General features: G+C 60.1%; 14 protein-coding genes and 1 tRNA gene. 2 read left to right on the forward strand and 13 right to left on the reverse strand.

Going from position 1 to position 16,307, the window contains the following annotated elements:
• Positions 1-7: 7 nt before the first annotated feature.
• Positions 8-1,459 carry a mycothione reductase gene (locus tag QDX22_RS03805; protein ID WP_279718041.1) on the reverse strand — a complete coding sequence of 484 codons (1,452 nt, stop codon included), beginning with the start codon at positions 1,457-1,459 and terminating at the stop codon, positions 8-10.
• Positions 1,460-1,637: 178 nt separating this feature from the next.
• On the reverse strand, positions 1,638-5,153 hold the full coding sequence (locus QDX22_RS03810; RefSeq protein WP_279674024.1) for a pyruvate carboxylase: 3,516 nt from the start codon (positions 5,151-5,153) through the stop codon (positions 1,638-1,640).
• A 291-nt stretch (positions 5,154-5,444) separates the two neighbouring features.
• On the opposite strand from QDX22_RS03810, the gene QDX22_RS03815 reads away from it, so the two are divergent.
• Complete coding sequence (locus QDX22_RS03815) at positions 5,445-6,278, forward strand: ParA family protein (RefSeq protein ID WP_279674025.1); 834 nt, start codon at positions 5,445-5,447, stop codon at positions 6,276-6,278.
• Positions 6,279-6,444: 166 nt separating this feature from the next.
• Here QDX22_RS03815 and QDX22_RS03820 read toward each other — a convergent pair whose 3' ends face one another.
• From QDX22_RS03820 to QDX22_RS03835, 4 genes are all read right to left on the reverse strand, one after another.
• Entirely contained in the window at positions 6,445-7,044 is a 600-nt protein-coding gene (locus QDX22_RS03820; RefSeq protein ID WP_233242807.1) for a MerR family transcriptional regulator, read from the reverse strand.
• Positions 7,045-7,316: 272 nt separating this feature from the next.
• Positions 7,317-8,069, reverse strand: a complete 753-nt coding sequence (ftsR, locus tag QDX22_RS03825) for a transcriptional regulator FtsR (RefSeq protein WP_233487848.1) — start codon at positions 8,067-8,069, stop codon at positions 7,317-7,319.
• A gap of 121 nt (positions 8,070-8,190) precedes the next feature.
• A complete protein-coding gene (locus QDX22_RS03830) occupies positions 8,191-8,640 on the reverse strand; it encodes an FHA domain-containing protein (RefSeq protein WP_110100432.1) in 450 nt (149 codons plus the stop codon).
• A 212-nt stretch (positions 8,641-8,852) separates the two neighbouring features.
• Positions 8,853-8,926 (reverse strand) — tRNA-Pro (locus QDX22_RS03835).
• A 124-nt stretch (positions 8,927-9,050) separates the two neighbouring features.
• Here QDX22_RS03835 and QDX22_RS03840 point away from each other — a divergent pair.
• Positions 9,051-9,584: an adenine phosphoribosyltransferase gene (locus QDX22_RS03840; RefSeq protein WP_279674026.1), complete on the forward strand. Its 534-nt coding sequence runs from the start codon at positions 9,051-9,053 to the stop codon at positions 9,582-9,584.
• A gap of 25 nt (positions 9,585-9,609) precedes the next feature.
• Here the strand turns inward: QDX22_RS03840 and der are convergent, their stop codons facing one another.
• Genes der through QDX22_RS03875 form a run of 7 tightly spaced genes read right to left on the reverse strand, consistent with a single transcriptional unit; the run spans position 9,610 to position 16,267 of the window.
• On the reverse strand, positions 9,610-11,139 hold the full coding sequence (gene der, locus QDX22_RS03845) for a ribosome biogenesis GTPase Der (RefSeq protein ID WP_279674027.1): 1,530 nt from the start codon (positions 11,137-11,139) through the stop codon (positions 9,610-9,612).
• Positions 11,136-11,861, reverse strand: a complete 726-nt coding sequence (gene cmk / locus QDX22_RS03850) for a (d)CMP kinase (RefSeq protein WP_279674028.1) — start codon at positions 11,859-11,861, stop codon at positions 11,136-11,138. Before cmk ends, der begins: the two co-directional genes overlap by 4 nt.
• Before the next feature lie 3 nt (positions 11,862-11,864).
• The gene (locus tag QDX22_RS03855; RefSeq protein WP_279674268.1) at positions 11,865-12,995 is read right to left on the reverse strand and encodes a prephenate dehydrogenase; all 1,131 of its coding nucleotides are present in this window, start codon (positions 12,993-12,995) and stop codon (positions 11,865-11,867) included.
• 44 nt (positions 12,996-13,039) lie between these two features.
• Positions 13,040-13,957 (reverse strand): pseudouridine synthase, encoded by a 918-nt coding sequence (locus QDX22_RS03860; protein ID WP_110099302.1) that lies wholly within the window; start codon positions 13,955-13,957, stop codon positions 13,040-13,042.
• Positions 13,958-13,963: 6 nt separating this feature from the next.
• Complete coding sequence (gene scpB / locus QDX22_RS03865; protein ID WP_233487846.1) at positions 13,964-14,545, reverse strand: SMC-Scp complex subunit ScpB; 582 nt, start codon at positions 14,543-14,545, stop codon at positions 13,964-13,966.
• Positions 14,538-15,410 (reverse strand): segregation and condensation protein A, encoded by an 873-nt coding sequence (locus tag QDX22_RS03870; RefSeq protein ID WP_158524701.1) that lies wholly within the window; start codon positions 15,408-15,410, stop codon positions 14,538-14,540. The genes scpB and QDX22_RS03870 overlap by 8 nt, the downstream gene beginning before the upstream one ends.
• Positions 15,407-16,267 carry a ParA family protein gene (locus QDX22_RS03875; protein ID WP_110099358.1) on the reverse strand — a complete coding sequence of 287 codons (861 nt, stop codon included), beginning with the start codon at positions 16,265-16,267 and terminating at the stop codon, positions 15,407-15,409. The genes QDX22_RS03870 and QDX22_RS03875 overlap by 4 nt, the downstream gene beginning before the upstream one ends.
• Positions 16,268-16,307 lie beyond the last annotated feature (40 nt).

Below are 16,307 nucleotides of genomic sequence, written 5' to 3' on the forward strand. Positions count from 1 at the left end.
GCTGGGGTCAGACCAGCCCGGAATCCGGGACGTCCAAACCCAGCAGTGCGTTTTCGACAACTTCCGCCAAAGCCGGGTGAATCCAATACTGGCCGCGTGCCATAGTGTGGGCGTCGATGCCGAGGCTCATTGCTTGAACCAACGGCTGAATCAGGTTTGAGGAGTCCTCACCGATCAGGTGGGCACCTAACAGGGTTCCGGTACTGCGTTGGGCAATGAGTTTCACGAAGCCGAAGGCATCTCCCATCGCCCAACCATAGGCAACATCGGCGTACTGCTGGACCTTGATCGTGAGATCATCGTCGTCGTATTGGGCGCGGGCCTGTGCCTCGGTGAGTCCAGCACTGGCTATTTGGGGCCGGGAGAACACTGCGGCCGGAACCGGGTCCAGCCGGGCGGGCTTAAGCTGGTCCGGGTGGTCCATATTGTGATTGACCACCCGCTGTTCGTGATTGGCCACGTGCTTGAGCTGGTGGTCATTGGTGATATCGCCCAGCGCCCAGACCCCGGGCAATACCTCACCGTTGGAGAGCACCCGTAAATACGGGTCGGTGGAAATGCGGTGGTGTTCGTTGGTATCAATGCCGGCGGCGGTCAGGTTCAGTCGGTCGGTATTCGGCACCCGGCCGGTGGCGATCAGCACCACATCGGTTTGCACACTGAGATCCGCGCTCTGGGACTGATCGGCAGAGTTCTCTTCGGTATTGACTGCAGTAAAATCAGCAACCACCTGATCCCCGTCAGTTTGGCGGATACCGTTGAGTGTATACCCGGTGGTGAGCTGCCATTGTTCCTGGGCTCGTTGGGTAAAGGCCGCCGAGATCTCCTCATCCTGGTGACGTAAAAGCCGGGGACCGCGGTTGACCTGGTGCACGGTCGAGCCGAGACCGGAAAAAATGGCGGCAAATTCGGCGGCGATATATCCCCCACCAATGATCAGGATGTGCTCAGGCAATTGTTCGAGACGCATCACCGTATCGGAGGTGTGGACCTGTGGCAGATCCACACCGGGCACGTCAGGAATCCGCGGACGCGACCCGGCGGCAATCACGATCTGTTCGGCTTCGATCACCCGACCCGATGCGCTGGTGAGCTGGCGTGCTCCGGTGAAATGGACTTCTTCAGCAATCAGAGTCGTGTGTTCGAGTTCTTCATCGCGGTAGGCACGCCCTGAGTCAGAGATCGCGTCAATGCGGGAGAATACTCTGTCTCGCAGTCCCGACCAGTCAGCCCCATTGAAACTGACATCGACGTTAACCTCAGCGGCAGGTTCTGGGGTGGAGGCCACGGTGGAAGGATAGACATACATTTTGGTGGGGATACACCCTTTATTCAAACAGGTCCCACCAAATACCCCGGAATCGATGATGGCGACCTTCTTGTCATCCCAGCTCTCGGTGATCACCGAGTTTCCAGAACCAGACCCAATAATCGCTAAATCGTAATGTTCAACGCTCATGCCCCCATCCTAGTGGGTGCCTGTCGCGGTGAAGAGGCCACTGAAACATCACCGCCTTTCGGTGCGCTTCACACCGTTAAACCTGAGCCGCACAGATGATCACGGCGCCCGCCGACCCGGGGATACCGGGCCGACGGGCGCCGTTGGTGTGGTTCGTCGGTGATTTGCCGGTGCTGGCCTAGTTCTCCGGGTCGATGACCAGGACCAGGTCGCCACCGTCGACCGGGGTGGGCTCGGTGAGAACCACGCGCTTAACGGTGCCTGTCACCTGGGTGGTAATCGCAGCTTCCATCTTCATCGCCTCGATGGTGGCCACAGTGTCACCGGCGTCAACGGTGTCGCCTTCGTCGACCTGGACGGTGACCGCACCGGCGAACGGGGCAGCGATGTGTCCGGGTTGGTCGCGGTCTGCCTTTTCGGCCGATCGGACCGTGGACTCCACGGAATTGTCGCGGACCTCAAGCTGGCGGGCCTGGCCGTTGAGAGTAACCATCACGGTGCGCATGCCCTTTTCGTCAGGCTCAGAAATCGACTGCAGGGTGGCCAGCAGGCGCACACCGGTGCCCAACGAAATCACGTGTTCCATGCCCTTGGTCATACCGTAGAGGAAGTCGCGGGTATGCAATACAGAGGTGTCACCGTAACGACGAGTGTGCTCCTCATACTCGCGGGTGGGTCCGGGAAACAGCAGTCGGTTCAGCGTTTCTTGACGTTCCCGACCGGGGCGCTTGAGCGCCGCGGAGTCCTCGGCCGAGACCGTCTCGTCCTGTTGCGGGGAAGTCTCCCGACCCTGCAGGGCCTTAGTGCGGAAGGGCTCAGGCCATCCTCCGGGAGGATCGCCCAACTGACCGGAGAGGAAGTCGATAACCGAGGAAGGAATGTCGTAGTTCTGCGGGTTTTCTTCGAAGTCGGCCGGGTCGGCCTGTGCCGAAACCAGAGTCAGGGCCAGGTCGCCAACGACCTTCGAGGACGGGGTGACCTTCACTAAGTTGCCCAGGATCTTATTGGCGGCACCATACATATCCTCGATCTGTTCGAAACGATCGGCTAGACCTAGCGAAATGGCCTGCTGACGCAGGTTGGACAGTTGTCCGCCGGGGATCTCATGCTGGTACACACGACCGGTCGATGCCGGGATGCCGGATTCGAACGGCGCGTAGATACTACGCACGGTCTCCCAGTAGGGTTCCAGACTGGCAACGTCGTCCAAACCCAGACCGGTCTCGCGGTCGGTGAAATTGGTGGCGGCCACCAATGCCGACATCGACACCTGCGACGTGGTACCCGACATGGACGCGACCGCCACATCCACGGCATCCACTCCAGCTTCGGAGGCAGCCAACAGGGTAGCCAGCTGACCACCGGCGGTGTCGTGGGTGTGCAGGTGTACCGGTACATCGAACCGGCTACGTAGCTCGGTGACCAACCGGCGGGCGGCCTCCGGACGCAACAGTCCGGCCATGTCTTTAATACCGAGCACGTGGGCACCGGCATCCACCATGCGTTCGGCCAGATTGAGGTAGTAGTCCAGCGTGTACAGCTTCTCATCTGGGTCCAGCAGGTTACCCGTATAGCACAGGGCCGCTTCTGCGACCGCACTGGTGCGCTCCCGGACCGCGGTGATGGCGGGGATGATCTGTTCGACGTCATTCAGCGCATCGAAGATCCGAAAAATATCGATCCCGGTTTCAGCAGCCTCAGCCACGAAGGCTTCGGTCACTTCTTGCGGGTACGGCGTGTACCCTACGGTGTTGCGTCCACGCAACAGCATCTGTAGCGGGATATTCGGCATGGCTTCACGCAAACGAGCCAATCGGTCCCATGGGTCCTCAGCCAAGAAGCGCAGCGCCACGTCGTAGGTGGCCCCGCCCCAGACTTCAGCCGAGAACAATTGCGACAGACGGTGCGAGACCGCAGGGGCTGCGGCCAGCAGGTCGCGAGTACGGATACGGGTGGCCAAAAGCGACTGATGGGCATCACGGAACGTGGTGTCGGTCACGGCTAGCCCCTGATGTTCACGCAGGGCTGTGGCAAAACCTTCGGGACCCTTGTCCAGCAAGACCTCCCGCCAGCCAGCAGGTGGTTCGACCTTATGGGAGACACCGTCAAAGGGAGAACGCTCCGGCTCCTCACGCTTATCCCCGGGGAAGCTGGGCAACTTATCGCGAGGGTCAATGCCTTCGACACGAGGGCCATGTGGCTGATTGACGGTAACATCGGCCAAATACTGTAAGGCCCGGGAACCACGGTTCTTGGAACGATTAATCTGGGTCAGCTCGGGGTGCTGGTCAATGAAGTCCGTGGCAACATCACCGGCGATGAACTGAGGGTCATCCAGCACGTTAAGCAAGAACGGGATATTGGTGGCCACCCCACGAATTCGGAATTCAGCCAAGGCCCGGCGTACACGGCGACGGGCGGCGGCGAAATCGCGACCGCGACCAGTGAGCTTGACCAGCATGGAGTCAAAGTGCGGGGAAATCTCGGCACCGGTGTAGATGGTGCCACCGTCGAGGCGAATACCTGAACCCCCCGCAGAACGGTAAGCCGACACGGTTCCCGTGTCCGGGCGAAAGTCATTGGCCGGGTCTTCGGTGGTGATACGGCATTGGATGGCCGCACCGCGCAAACGCAGATTCTCCTGGGTGATGCCGAGATCCTCCAGGGACTCACCGGTGGCGATGCGTAACTGCGAGGACACCAGATCGATATCGGTGACCTCTTCGGTCACGGTGTGCTCGACTTGAATGCGGGGGTTCATCTCAATGAAGAAGTGCTCGCCGGCACGCTCACCGGCGGTATCAACCAAGAATTCCACGGTACCGGCGTTGACGTAGTTCATGGACTTTGCGAATTTCACCGCGTCCCGGTAGAGCGCCTGCCGGATGGAGTCATCCAGGTTCGGGGCCGGCGCCATCTCCACTACTTTCTGGTGGCGACGTTGCATGGAGCAGTCACGTTCAAAAATATGGACCACATTGCCCTGGGAATCGGCCAGCACCTGGACCTCGATGTGACGAGGACGCACCACGGCCTGCTCGAGGAACACGGTGGGATCTCCGAAAGCAGTGTCGGCCTCCCGCATCGCCGCCGACAGCGCATCAGGAAGATCTTTGGCATGCTCGACACGGCGCATCCCCCGACCGCCACCGCCAGCAACTGCCTTGACGAACAGCGGGTAGCCAATGTCGTCAGCCTGAGCAATCAAGGCCTCGGCGTCATCGGTCGGATCAGTCGACTGCAACGTCGGGATACCAGCCTGACGGGCAGCCCGGAGTGAGGCCACCTTATTACCGGTGACTTCCAGAACATCGGCCGGCGGACCCACAAAGGTCAAACCAGCTTCGGCAGTCTTGCGTGCCAGTTCCGGGTTCTCGGAGAGGAAACCATATCCGGGATAGATCGCTTCGGCGCCAGCTTGCTGGGCCACGCGAATCATCTCGTCCACATCCAGATAGGCGCGAACCGGGTGTCCCTCTTCACCAATGAGGTAGGCTTCATCGGCTTTCTGCCGGTGAATGGAGTTGCGGTCTTCATACGGGAAAACCCCGACCGTCTTTGCCCCCAGCTCATAGCAGGCACGAAAGGCACGCACCGCGATTTCTCCGCGGTTAGCCACCAGTACTTTCGAAAAACCGGTCGGCTGATCGGACTGTGCCGGTCGGTTCGGCTGGACTGAGTCTTTACTCGCCACGAGGCCTCCAAGGTTGCGCCGTTTCCACGCCCGGGTCGCACCACGGCTCACCCAAGCTAGCGTGGTTGATTCGTCACCGGCTCAAACCCGGCAGGGCACGAGACGGTGGGTTCTCCCATAGTTTAGCGACTCGCCTGATCAATCTCTCGTATGAGGCGTTCATGACCAGCGATAACAGCTGGTGGCGTATCGTTTTGTCAATGGCCCGCTGTGAAAACTGTTCATCATCGTGGTGGTAAGCACGCTAGACTATGGTGTTGTTTCGTAACGTCTACGTGAGGATCCCTAACGGTGCAGGTCATTTCCATCTCGAGCCTCAAGGGTGGAGTCGGTAAAACCTCGGTCACCCTCGGGCTGGCGTCAGCAGCTCGAACCGCCGGCATGTCGACGCTGGTGATCGACCTCGACCCACACGCCGATGCCACCACCGGGTTGGGAATGAAGCAGGGCTTGAACACCCAGGATATCGGGACGTTATTGCGTAAGCCGAAGAAAGCCGATCTGAACACCAATGCCGAACCGGCCGGTTGGACTGAGTCTGACGCCGAACCTTCCTCGCCCATCAGCGGTAGCCGGTTGGATGTGGTCCGTGGGTCGTCCACGACCTCCATGTTCGAGCGTATCTCGACTCGTTCTCGCGATGTGAACCGTCTGGCTGTGGCCCTCGATCGGGTGCGCGGTTATGATCTAGTGCTGATCGACTGCCCGCCGGCATTGAACGGAGTGACCAGGATTGCCTGGGCTGCTTCCACCGATGTGGTCCTGGTCGCTGAACCGTCGCTGTTTTCCGTAGCGGGTACTGAACGTACCTTGCGAGCTTTGGATCAGTTCCGCCGCGAGTTTGCCCCCTCTATTAAGAGTATTCGTGTGCTGGCAAATCGTGTGCGCACTGCCTCAACCGAGCACAAGTACCGGCTTACCGAAATGGAGCGGATGTACGGTGACCGCTTATTGCCACTGAGCATTCCCGAAATCTCCAACTGGCAACAGATCCAGGGCGCAGCATGGCCGATTCATCTCTGGCCGGGTGAGACCGCAGCGAGAACGGCCCGACAGTTCGACCAGCTCCTGCAGGAAATAACCCAGCAACAGGAGTCCTCCCGTCGCTCTCGACGAGCCCAGTAATCCGCGGTGTCGAGAGTGCTGACAACCTCGCCCGTCGTCATTGCCTGCGGGTAGCGCCCGGACCGCGGGAACAACAGTCCACCTAAATCAAGCGGGCTGTTTGCATATCGTGTGTGTCTTTCGGCTTCCCAGCACCCCGGGCTGGAAAGCCACGCAACGAGTGGCTTTAAGAGGCCGACTGACGGCGGGCTTCCCGGCGTGCCGACAGCTCGTCGCCAGGGAACGACTGCACGCCACGAGGATGCTGGGCGTCTTCGACCAAATATTCTGCTGGCAACTCGGCCAACGTGCCTTCGACCTCGCGCCATACCCGTCCGACAGCAATACCATAGACACCCTGTCCGCCCTGCACCAGGTCGATCACTTCATCTGCGGAGGTGCACTCGTACACCGAGGCACCATCAGACATCAGGGTAATTTGAGCGAGGTCTTCGACACCGCGCTCACGCAGGTGCTCAACAGCGCTACGAATCTGTTGCAGAGAAACGCCGGTATCCAACAGACGCTTAACCACCTTGAGGACCAAGATGTCACGGAAAGAATAGAGGCGCTGTGACCCTGAGCCCTTAGCACCGCGCAGGCTCGGCACGACCAACCCGGTGCGAGCCCAATAGTCCAGCTGGCGATAGGTGATGCCCGCAGCGTTAGAGGCAGTGGGGCCCCGATAACCGATCTCTTCAGCAAGCCAGGGCGCGTCATCACTGAAAAGTACGCCTTGAGCCTGGCGCTCGGCGTCTGTCTGTCCCGCGTCATGGATACCTGACACGATTCCTCCTGTTTCCGCGCTCCATTGTGGGGAAGTTTCTGAGTCGCGTAGACGGGCTGAAACTACCCTTGAGACTATGATAGCCCTCGACCCGACAGAACTCATGAGGTGAGTGATCTGGAACGTCTAAGATAACGCTATGCGGTGAGCTGTCCCGGGTCAAAGACCCTGCCCATTTTTCTCCAGCGTGTCGCTCGAGTTTACATTTGTCACAACAGTATCAGTAGCGCGGGAGACTCGCAGTCGGCACTTCCCTGGGGCCAGTGGTGGCATTATTCGTCAGTGGCCTCGGCGATTTCTGCACCGATCACCGCCGCATGTAGTTCAAGACAGGCCTGAGAGATATCGCGGGCAATTTCTTCACGCTGCGACGCCGCCGTAGTCTGGGCGGAGTTTTTCAGCCCGGCGGTGGCTTGTTCGATGAGCCCCAATTCTCGATCAGCCATCATCCGGAACGGGCGGAGGTGGCGGGCCTCAAACCCATGAGTGGACAAAACCATAGCCGCCCGCACTACTTTCAGAGCGTGCTCCGTGTAGCGACCGGAGTCAGTGGGCCAGATCAGTTTATTGGCTTCAAGTCCGGCGATCAGTTGTTCATCGGCACCAGTGGTGCCGATAAGCTCCGAACGGGTTAGGGGGCGGGCATGACCGGCAATTTCTTGGGCGAGCTGTTCGGAGACGCTACGAGGTTCAAACCGTAGCCCCCCGGGCAAAGATTCAGGGTGTTGTCCAGCATCCACAGCGTCCAGATAATCTTTGATCACCCGCAGGGGAAGGTACTGGTCACGTTGGACCGAGAGGATGAACCGCAACCGCTCGATATCGGTATGGGAGTATTTGCGATATCCTGCCGGTGTCCGTCGTGGGGTGATGAGTCCCTTTTCTTCCAAGAACCGAATTTTTGAGGCCCGTACCTCGGGGAACTCATCATTGATTTCAGCCAGAACCTCGCCGATGGTCAGCAGTCCTGCCACTCCACGCGAGGAACCGGAGGGATAGGAATTCAGAGCAGAAACGGGATTCACAACACGACCTTCAGAACGTCAGTCACGGGTACAACAGATCACCACTCGGTTCCCGTACAGCGAGCCGATCGCTCTAGCACATCACGGGAGTCACCCTCGAGCTATGCCAGCCGAGGTGGCGCTACTGAACCGGTTGAATACCTTCGTAGTAGGTCAACCGGAATTTGCCGATTTGAACTTCCATACCGGACCGAAGCTTGACTGAATCAACGCGGTCTTGGTTGACATAGGTGCCGTTGAGCGATCCGGTGTCGTAAAGGACGAAACCGTCTTCGACGCGCTGGAACTTCGCGTGCTGGCGGGAGACAGTGACGTCATCGAGGAAGATGTCAGCCTTGGGGTGCCGTCCGGCGACGACTTCATCACGGTCGAGCAGGAATCTGGACCCTTGGTGTGGACCTTCGTGGGCGACCAAAAGAGCCGAGCCGACGGGCAGAGCATTAATTGCTGCCCGATCCTCTGCGTTCAGAGAGCGTTCACTGATTGGCTCAAATCGAGGCAAACCGACCGTGGTCGTCTCGATTGATTCGTCCTGGGGCTCTCCTCCAGGGACCGCACCCTCATGTGCCATACCGCTCGCATGTCCTTCCTCAACGTGACGCACACGATGTGATCGCGTGTGACCTCTGAAGTCCCTATTCTATCGGTTTCACAGCCGTGATGCACTGAGAAATTTTGACGATATTCTGTCAACGAGAACCGGTTACACCGCCGGCAACAGCACATCAGAAAAGCCCAGCTCAGACATCGTGCCTGAGCTGGGCTTGTTGCTGATCTATTCGGTCGGGCTGACAGGATTTGAACCTGCGACCCCATCACCCCCAGTGATGTGCGCTACCAAGCTGCGCCACAGCCCGAATCGTGTGGTCTCCGAAGAGCACCTGGAATATACTACACCAGGTTAACCCGGAATGACGAAACGGGAGGTCGACGCGGAGATGACCGGCACGGACGTGGTGCGAACACCGTAGACTGGAGACCATGCAACACTCCCCGGTTTCCACCGCAGAACTTGATCGTGCGCTGTCCTTGATTCGTTCGGTACCGGACTATCCAGAACCGGGGGTGACATTCCGCGATATTACTCCACTCTTGGCCGACCGGCGGGCCTTCACCTCTTGCATGGCAGCCTTGATCGAACCATATGCTGGTGAGTTCGATGTCGTCGCCGGAATCGAGGCTCGCGGGTTTATCTTGGCCGGTGCCTTAGCGGTCGAGGCCAACCGTGGCTTCATCCCGTTGCGCAAAAAGGGCAAGCTCCCCCAGCCGGTTGCCTCAGTGAACTACAACTTGGAATACGGCACGGAAGCCATGGAGGTTTCGGCCGACCTGGCCCCGGGGATGAAGGTGTTGCTCGTTGACGATATTTTGGCTACCGGCGGGTCGTTGCGGGCCGGAATGGATCTGATCCAGGCCCGCGGTGCCGAACTGGTCGGTATCACGGTGTTGCTAGAACTGGCAGGTCTCGGCGGTCGCGAGATTATCCCCGATGCCAAGGCCCTGTTTAGGCTCTAATCCTGGCCACTGTGTGGCGTGTGTGTTAACGCTTGCGCTTTTCGCGGATCCGCATGGTGATCTCAATCGGCGTCCCGGTAAAGTCAAACGTCTCCCGAAGCCGACGCTGAATGAACCGACGGTACCCGGGGTCCAAGAACCCGGTGGTGAACAACACAAATTTTGGAGGCCGGGCTGAGGCCTGGGTGGCAAACAGGATGCGAGGCTGTTTGCCCCCACGCACCGGGTGCGGATGGGCCGCGACCAGTTCCCCAATAAAGGAGTTGAGCTGACCGGTGGGGATGCGCTGATCCCAGGACGTCAGCGCAGTATCAAGGGCCGGCACCAGCCGGTTGTTGTGCCAGCCGGTTTTGGCGGAAATATTGATGCGTGGCGCCCAGGACACGTGGCTGAGGTCCAGATCGATTTCGCGTTCCAGATCATCCCGGCGCTCCTCATCCATCAGGTCCCATTTATTGAAGGCCAACACCATGGCTCGCCCGGACTCCAACACCAGCTGGATAATCCGCACGTCTTGTTCGGAGACCACTTCGGGGGCTGCCATCAGCACCACGGCTACCTCAGCGCGGTCCAGGGCAGATTTGGTGCGCAGTGAGGCGTAATAGTCGGACCCAGAAGCCATGTGTTGCCGTCGCCGGATCCCGGCGGTGTCAACGAATTTCCAGGTGCGACCATCCAGGGTGATCAGCTCATCGACCGGGTCGCGGGTTGTTCCCGCGGTATTGTCGACGACCACACGTTCAGCATTGGCCAGCGTGTTCAGCAACGAGGATTTACCCACGTTGGGTCGCCCCACCAGCGCCACCCGGCGCGGCCCGGTGAGATCTGGAGCCTGACCGTAGGCGGATTCTTCCGGCAGGGTGGCCACCACCGCATCGAGCAGGTCACCGGTGCCTCGACCATGGATGCCCGAGACCGGGAACGGGTAGCCCAAGCCCAGGCCCCACAGCATCGCCGCGTCAGCTTCCTGGTTCATCCCATCGACCTTATTGGCCGCCAGGATCACCGGCCTGCCGGATTTACGCAACATGGTGACCACTGCCTCGTCGGTGGCGGTGATCCCCACAGTGGCATCGACGACGAACATCACCGCATCGGCGCGTTCCACCGCGCGTTCGGCTTGTTCAGCAACGCGAGCGGCCATACCTTTGACCCCGTACTCCCAGCCACCGGTATCAACCAGGGTGAAGTCCACGCCGTTCCATTCAGCCTGATACTGCACCCGATCGCGGGTGACACCGGGAACATCTTCCACGACGGCTTCCCGGCGACCGATGATGCGGTTGACCAGGGTGGATTTACCCACGTTGGGGCGACCCACCACGGCCAACACGGCAGGAACATGGCTCGGTTGGAATCGGAGCGGATCCTCATCCTCGCCAGCTGCTAACAGGGCGGTGTCCTCGTCATCGAGGTCATACTGTTCCAGTCCAGCCCGATACGCAGCTTCACGGTTGCGGTAGTCCTCATCGGTCAGCGCCGCAAAGGACTCGTCGACGGTGTCGGGGCCCGAGGGGGTGAACTCAGTGTCGTCGTGGTCGTCACGCTCGGTCATGATCGGTATGTCCTCTCCGCCAATTGAGTCTGCACTGCCTGCAGTGCACTGGCAATCGTCTCGTCCAGATCCAGCTCGGTGGAATCCACCAGGGCCACCCCGTCGGCCGGTGTCATGAAATCCACCACCGAGAGGTCTCGTTGGTCCCGCTCGGTAATTTCGGCGCTTAATGCTTGGGTTGATTCTTGCTGTTGTTGCAGTCCCCGTCGGGCCATCCGAGAGGTCTCGGAGGCGGTCAACAACAGTCGCGCATCAGCCTGCGGGGCGACCACGGTGGTGATATCTCGACCTTCAGCCACAATGCGCGGGCTACCAGCGATCAGCTGACGTTGCCGGGCAATCAGAATCTCGCGTACCTGGGGAATGGTGGACACCGCCGAGACCACCGACGAGAGGTTTGGGTCCCGGATGGCCTCGGTGACATCGGAGCCATCCAGCAGGATGAGTTGGGCATCAGGGTCGAGGTCCTGGTGCACCGGCATGGTTTGGACCAGCTCGATGATTCGCTCGGTCCGCTCCGGGCTGGGCGCAGCAGCCAGGTCCACTCCCTGCTGGTGGCACCACAGCGCGGCGGTGCGATACATCGCCCCGGTGTCCAGGTAGCGAGCCTGGAAATGTCGTGCGAGAGCTTTCGCCACGGTGGATTTGCCCGACCCTGACGGCCCGTCGATGGCAATAACCAACGGCGCCTGAGCGGTGTGGTCAGCACGGGGTGAAGTCATCAGCTAGAGCACCTTCCATCCTCGAGAGGTCAACTCCTGCACCAGGAGATCCTTTTGGCCCGGCAGCACCGAAATCTCTAACATCCCGACCTGGTACCCAGCGGAGTGGTCCATGCGCAAATCCTCGACGTTGGTACCGACCTCGGCGACATCCTGCAAGGCCGCGAGGATCTGGCCGGGCGAGTCGTCCACCAGCACGGTGATAACCGCAAAGGATTGCGCAGGGTTGCCGTGTTTACCCGGAATTCTGGCCTGGCCACGGTTGCCTTCATCGATCAGCTGGGCCACGTCCAGGCGCGCCCCGAGAGCGGTGGGGTCCTCCAGGGTGGAAATCAGGCGGTCGAGATCAGCTTTCATCCCGTAGAGGTGTGGCAGGATTTCGGTGGAGTTAGCTGCCAGAATCTGGACCCACAGCCTGGGGTCACTCCCAGCAATTCTGACCGTATCGCGCAACCCGTTGCCAGCCAGTTCCAGCGCCTGAGACGGAATATTCTGCAACCGGCTGGCCAGCAGACTCGCGGTGATCTGGGGCATGTGTGAGACCAGGGCCACCGCACGGTCGTGAGCAACCGGGTCGAGGCGGTAGACGGTCGCACCTAGCACCCGAGCGAGATCTTCGGCAACGGCCAGGGCGGTAGCAGCGGTCTCTGGCCGGGCGCATACCACCCAGGGGGCAGCAGTGAATAGTTGGCCACGGGCAGCGACCGGACCAGATTTTTCGCGTCCGGCCATCGGGTGGGTACCGATATACCGAGTGGCGTCTTGATCCGCGATCACACCGGTCTGGACTGCTTGATGCACCTGATCGGCGATGGCGACTTTGACCGAGGCGATGTCAAGGACCACCGCATGCGGGTAGTGCTGGAGTGAGTCAACCACTGTCTGGCCGGTGACGTCCGGGGGTGCTGCGACCACCACGGTACCCGGCTGAGCTTGCGCGGGGTCACAGATCGCTCCCGCGCCAATGTCGGCGGCCACTGCCAGGGCGGAGGGCGATGGGTCGGACAAGAGCACCTCGACTCCGGCGGCGCGCAGGCCCAGACCGATGCTGGTCCCGAGCAGTCCGGTGCCACGAATCAACACGGGTTCGGCGATGGCATGCCGCTGGGAGACTTCTTCGGTTGCCTCGGCCAGCGCTTGGGTATCGACCCGCTGAGTGCGGGAAAAACGTGGCTGGCTCACAGTCCCACCTCGGCCATCAGGTGACCGATTTCTTGCTGGTTAAGCACCCGGAGGGTGCCTTGACGCTGGTCACCAAGCACAATGGGGCCGTGCGCGACCCGGACCAAGCGTTCCACGGGATAGCCGACGGCTTTCATCATCCGGCGCACAATTCGGTTTTGTCCCGAGTGCAAGGTGATTTCACACAGCACATGTCCGGGAGTCGAATCCACCACCCGGAAGGAGTCCACCGAGACTATGCCGTCCTCTTCGACCTCAACGCCGGCGCGCAGTTGGGCGCCCACCCCTTTGGCCAACGGCCCGCGAACCTGTACCAGGTAGGTTTTGGCAATTTCGTAGGAGGGATGCGACATCCGGTTGGCCAGTTCTCCGTCGTTGGTCAGTAGCAACAGGCCTTCGGTCTCATTATCTAGCCGGCCAATGTGGAACAGGCGCTGATCGGTGGTTTCGACGTAGTCAGCCACACAGCGTCGACCCTCGGGATCGTGCATGGTAGAAATCACGCCACGGGGTTTATTGAACGCATAATAGACGGTTTCGGGGTTGGTGTGGACGCGGATTCCGTCGACGACGATCTCGGCGGTTGTCGGATCCACGCGGGTGCCCAGCTCGGTGACGAGCACGCCGTTGACTTCCACCCGGCCTTCGGTGATCAGGTCCTCACAGACGCGGCGGGAGGCTACACCGGCCGCGGCCATGACTTTCTGCAGGCGTTGTCCATCCGGGGTGTGCTGAGCGCGCGCTGAACCGCGTCGGGCGGAAGCCGACGCGGAGCGCTGGGACTTTTGGACGGATTTCACCGGGCCAAGGGTGCGGTCGTAGTCTGCTCCGGAGAAGGGCCCGCCTTTCTGCCCTGCTTTCGGGGTACGACGGGACGAGGAATGTCCGGAGCCTCGCGGCTTGCGGGTTGCCATACAGAGTTATCCTTCGGTGTCGTTGGGAATGTCCAGATCGGTAAGATCAGCCAACCCAGGAAGTAAGGGAGAGAGTTTCGGCAGGTCTGCGACAGAATCGAGACCTAGTAATTCTAAGAAATATCCGGTGGTTGTGTACAACACAGCCTGGGTGAGCGGGTCTTGACCCGAATCTTGGATCAAGCCTCGGGTTTGCAGGCTCCGAATCACCGAGTCGGAGTTCACGCCCCGAATTTGGGCAACTCGTGAACGCGTAGTCGGTTGCAAATAGGCTATCACTGCCAGGGCCTCGGAGGCAGCAGGTGACAGTTTAGCGGTGGCACCTCTGACCATGAATCGTTCCACAGTCTGCTCATACTCACCACGAGAGTAGATCCGCCAGCCTCCAGCGACATCGCGCAGTTCGAACCCCCGCCGGGGTCCGGTAGCTTCACCGTCGTAGTCGGCGCGTAACCGTTCGAGGGCCTGGAGTACCTCCGTTGGGGTGGCTTCGGTGGCTTGGACCAGCTGATCGATAGTCACCGGCTCTTCGATGACCATCAGCACCGCTTCGAGGCTGGCCCGTAGCTCGGCCAGAGACTCAGTCATGCTCCCCCTCCGTGACAGACGGCTCGGGGCGGAGCCGGGCATCACGTTCGGGGTGCCATTGCACCTGGATGTCATCTAGCGGATGGTCTTGTTCCAAGAAGATCAGCCGGTCCCGGTAGAGCTCCAAGAGACCCAGGAACCGTGCCACCACGGTCATGGTGTTGTCGGCATCGGCGACCAGCTCGGTAAAACTCATCCGTCCAGCCTGGGCTAACCGGGAGGAGAGGATACTGACTTGTTCCCAGACGGAGACCACCGGTGAGTGCAAGTGATCGGTACCGACCTGGTCAGGGCCATCCTCGACGGGAGTTCGGGAAAAGACTTGCTGCGCCAGTTGCGCGAATTCTTCGACGGTGGTGTTGAGCACCAGTGGTGGGAGAAAGTGGCTGTGGGCCGGTTCAGGACCGGGCCGTCGTGGCACCGCGCTGGCATTTTCGGCCATGCGCTGGGTCATCAGCGCAGCAGCCTGTTTGAAGGCTTTGTACTGCAACAGACGGGCAAACAACAGATCTCGTTCTTCCAGTAGCGCCAGTTCTTCGTCTGGATCCGAGATCCCAGCCGGCAATAGCCGGGCGGTTTTGAGATCTAACAGGGTCGCTGCCACCACCATGAACGAGCTGGTTTCATCCAGTGCATCAACCGTGGACTCAATGGTGCGCACATAGGCCAGGAACTCGTCGGTGACCTCCGCCAGGGCGACTTCGGTCACCTCCAGGCGTTTGCGGGCGATCAGTGACAACAACAGATCAAAGGGTCCCTCAAAATTTTTCAGGCGAAGCTGAAAACCGCCATGGTCGGTCTCCTCGAAGTCTTCGGGGTGCGCTGTAGTGGTGAGGGCATCGCCGGAGAGTTCGGCGAGGCTCACGGTGCACCACCACGACAGATCAGCTCCCGGGCCAGTTGCCGATAGGCCTGAGCACCCGGGTGGTTGTGGGCGAAAGTGGTGATCGGTTCTGCTGCCACCGTGGCGTCGGCAAATTTAATCGTCCGGGAGATGACGGTTTCGAAAACCTTATCGTCAAAGGCTTCAACGAGTCGACCGACTACTTCTTTGGAGTGCAGAGTACGCGCATCGAACATGGTGGCCAACACACCGTCGATTTCGAGGTCGGGGTTGATGCGGTCTTGAACCTTCTCAATCGTTTCTACCAGCAGAGCCACCGCGCGCAGTGCGAAGAATTCTGCGGTCAACGGGATGATGACACCGTGGGAGGCGGCCAGCGCGTTGACGGTCAGCAATCCGAGCGAGGGCTGACAGTCAATGATGATCACATCGTAGTCATCGCGTACCTGGCGCAGTGCCCGTTCGAGCACTTGTTCACGAGCCACCTCGTTGACCAGTTGCACTTCAGCAGCCGACAAGTCAATATTGGCCGGCAAGAGGTCAATATTCTCGTGTCGGGTGGGGATGATGGCATCGCGAGCAGTGATGTCTCGCTCCATCATCACGTTGTACACGGTCAGATCCATCTCGTGGGGATTGGTCCCGAAGCCTGCCGAAAGCGCACCTTGCGGGTCAAAGTCGACCATCAGCACCTTTCGCCCGTATTCAGCCAACGCTGCTCCAAGGTTGATCGACGAGGTAGTTTTGCCGACCCCACCTTTTTGGTTGACCATCGCAATGATACGTGCCGGACCGTGGGTTTCGAGTGCCGGGGGGTTGGGGAAGTCGTGTTTAGGGCGGCCGGTGGGCCCCATCACCGGTTCTCCGGTGACCATCATGACGGGTAACGGTTGCTGTTGGTCGTTCACGGTCTAGACA

The organism is Auritidibacter ignavus, from assembly GCF_029853775.1.
Taxonomy (GTDB): Bacteria; Actinomycetota; Actinomycetes; order Actinomycetales; family Micrococcaceae; genus Auritidibacter; species Auritidibacter ignavus.

What these genes read in the sequence shown, in the direction of transcription:
- QDX22_RS03805 (WP_279718041.1), bottom strand. Translation starts at nt 1,459, where the DNA reads ATGAGCGTTGAACATTACGATTTAGCGATTATTGGGTCTGGTTCTGGA.
- QDX22_RS03830 (WP_110100432.1), bottom strand. Translation starts at nt 8,640, where the DNA reads ATGGCACATGAGGGTGCGGTCCCTGGAGGAGAGCCCCAGGACGAATCA.
- QDX22_RS03840 (WP_279674026.1), top strand. Translation starts at nt 9,051, where the DNA reads ATGCAACACTCCCCGGTTTCCACCGCAGAACTTGATCGTGCGCTGTCC.
- der (WP_279674027.1), bottom strand. Translation starts at nt 11,139, where the DNA reads ATGACCGAGCGTGACGACCACGACGACACTGAGTTCACCCCCTCGGGC.
- cmk (WP_279674028.1), bottom strand. Translation starts at nt 11,861, where the DNA reads ATGACTTCACCCCGTGCTGACCACACCGCTCAGGCGCCGTTGGTTATT.
- QDX22_RS03860 (WP_110099302.1), bottom strand. Translation starts at nt 13,957, where the DNA reads ATGGCAACCCGCAAGCCGCGAGGCTCCGGACATTCCTCGTCCCGTCGT.
- scpB (WP_233487846.1), bottom strand. Translation starts at nt 14,545, where the DNA reads ATGACTGAGTCTCTGGCCGAGCTACGGGCCAGCCTCGAAGCGGTGCTG.
- QDX22_RS03875 (WP_110099358.1), bottom strand. Translation starts at nt 16,267, where the DNA reads ATGATGGTCACCGGAGAACCGGTGATGGGGCCCACCGGCCGCCCTAAA.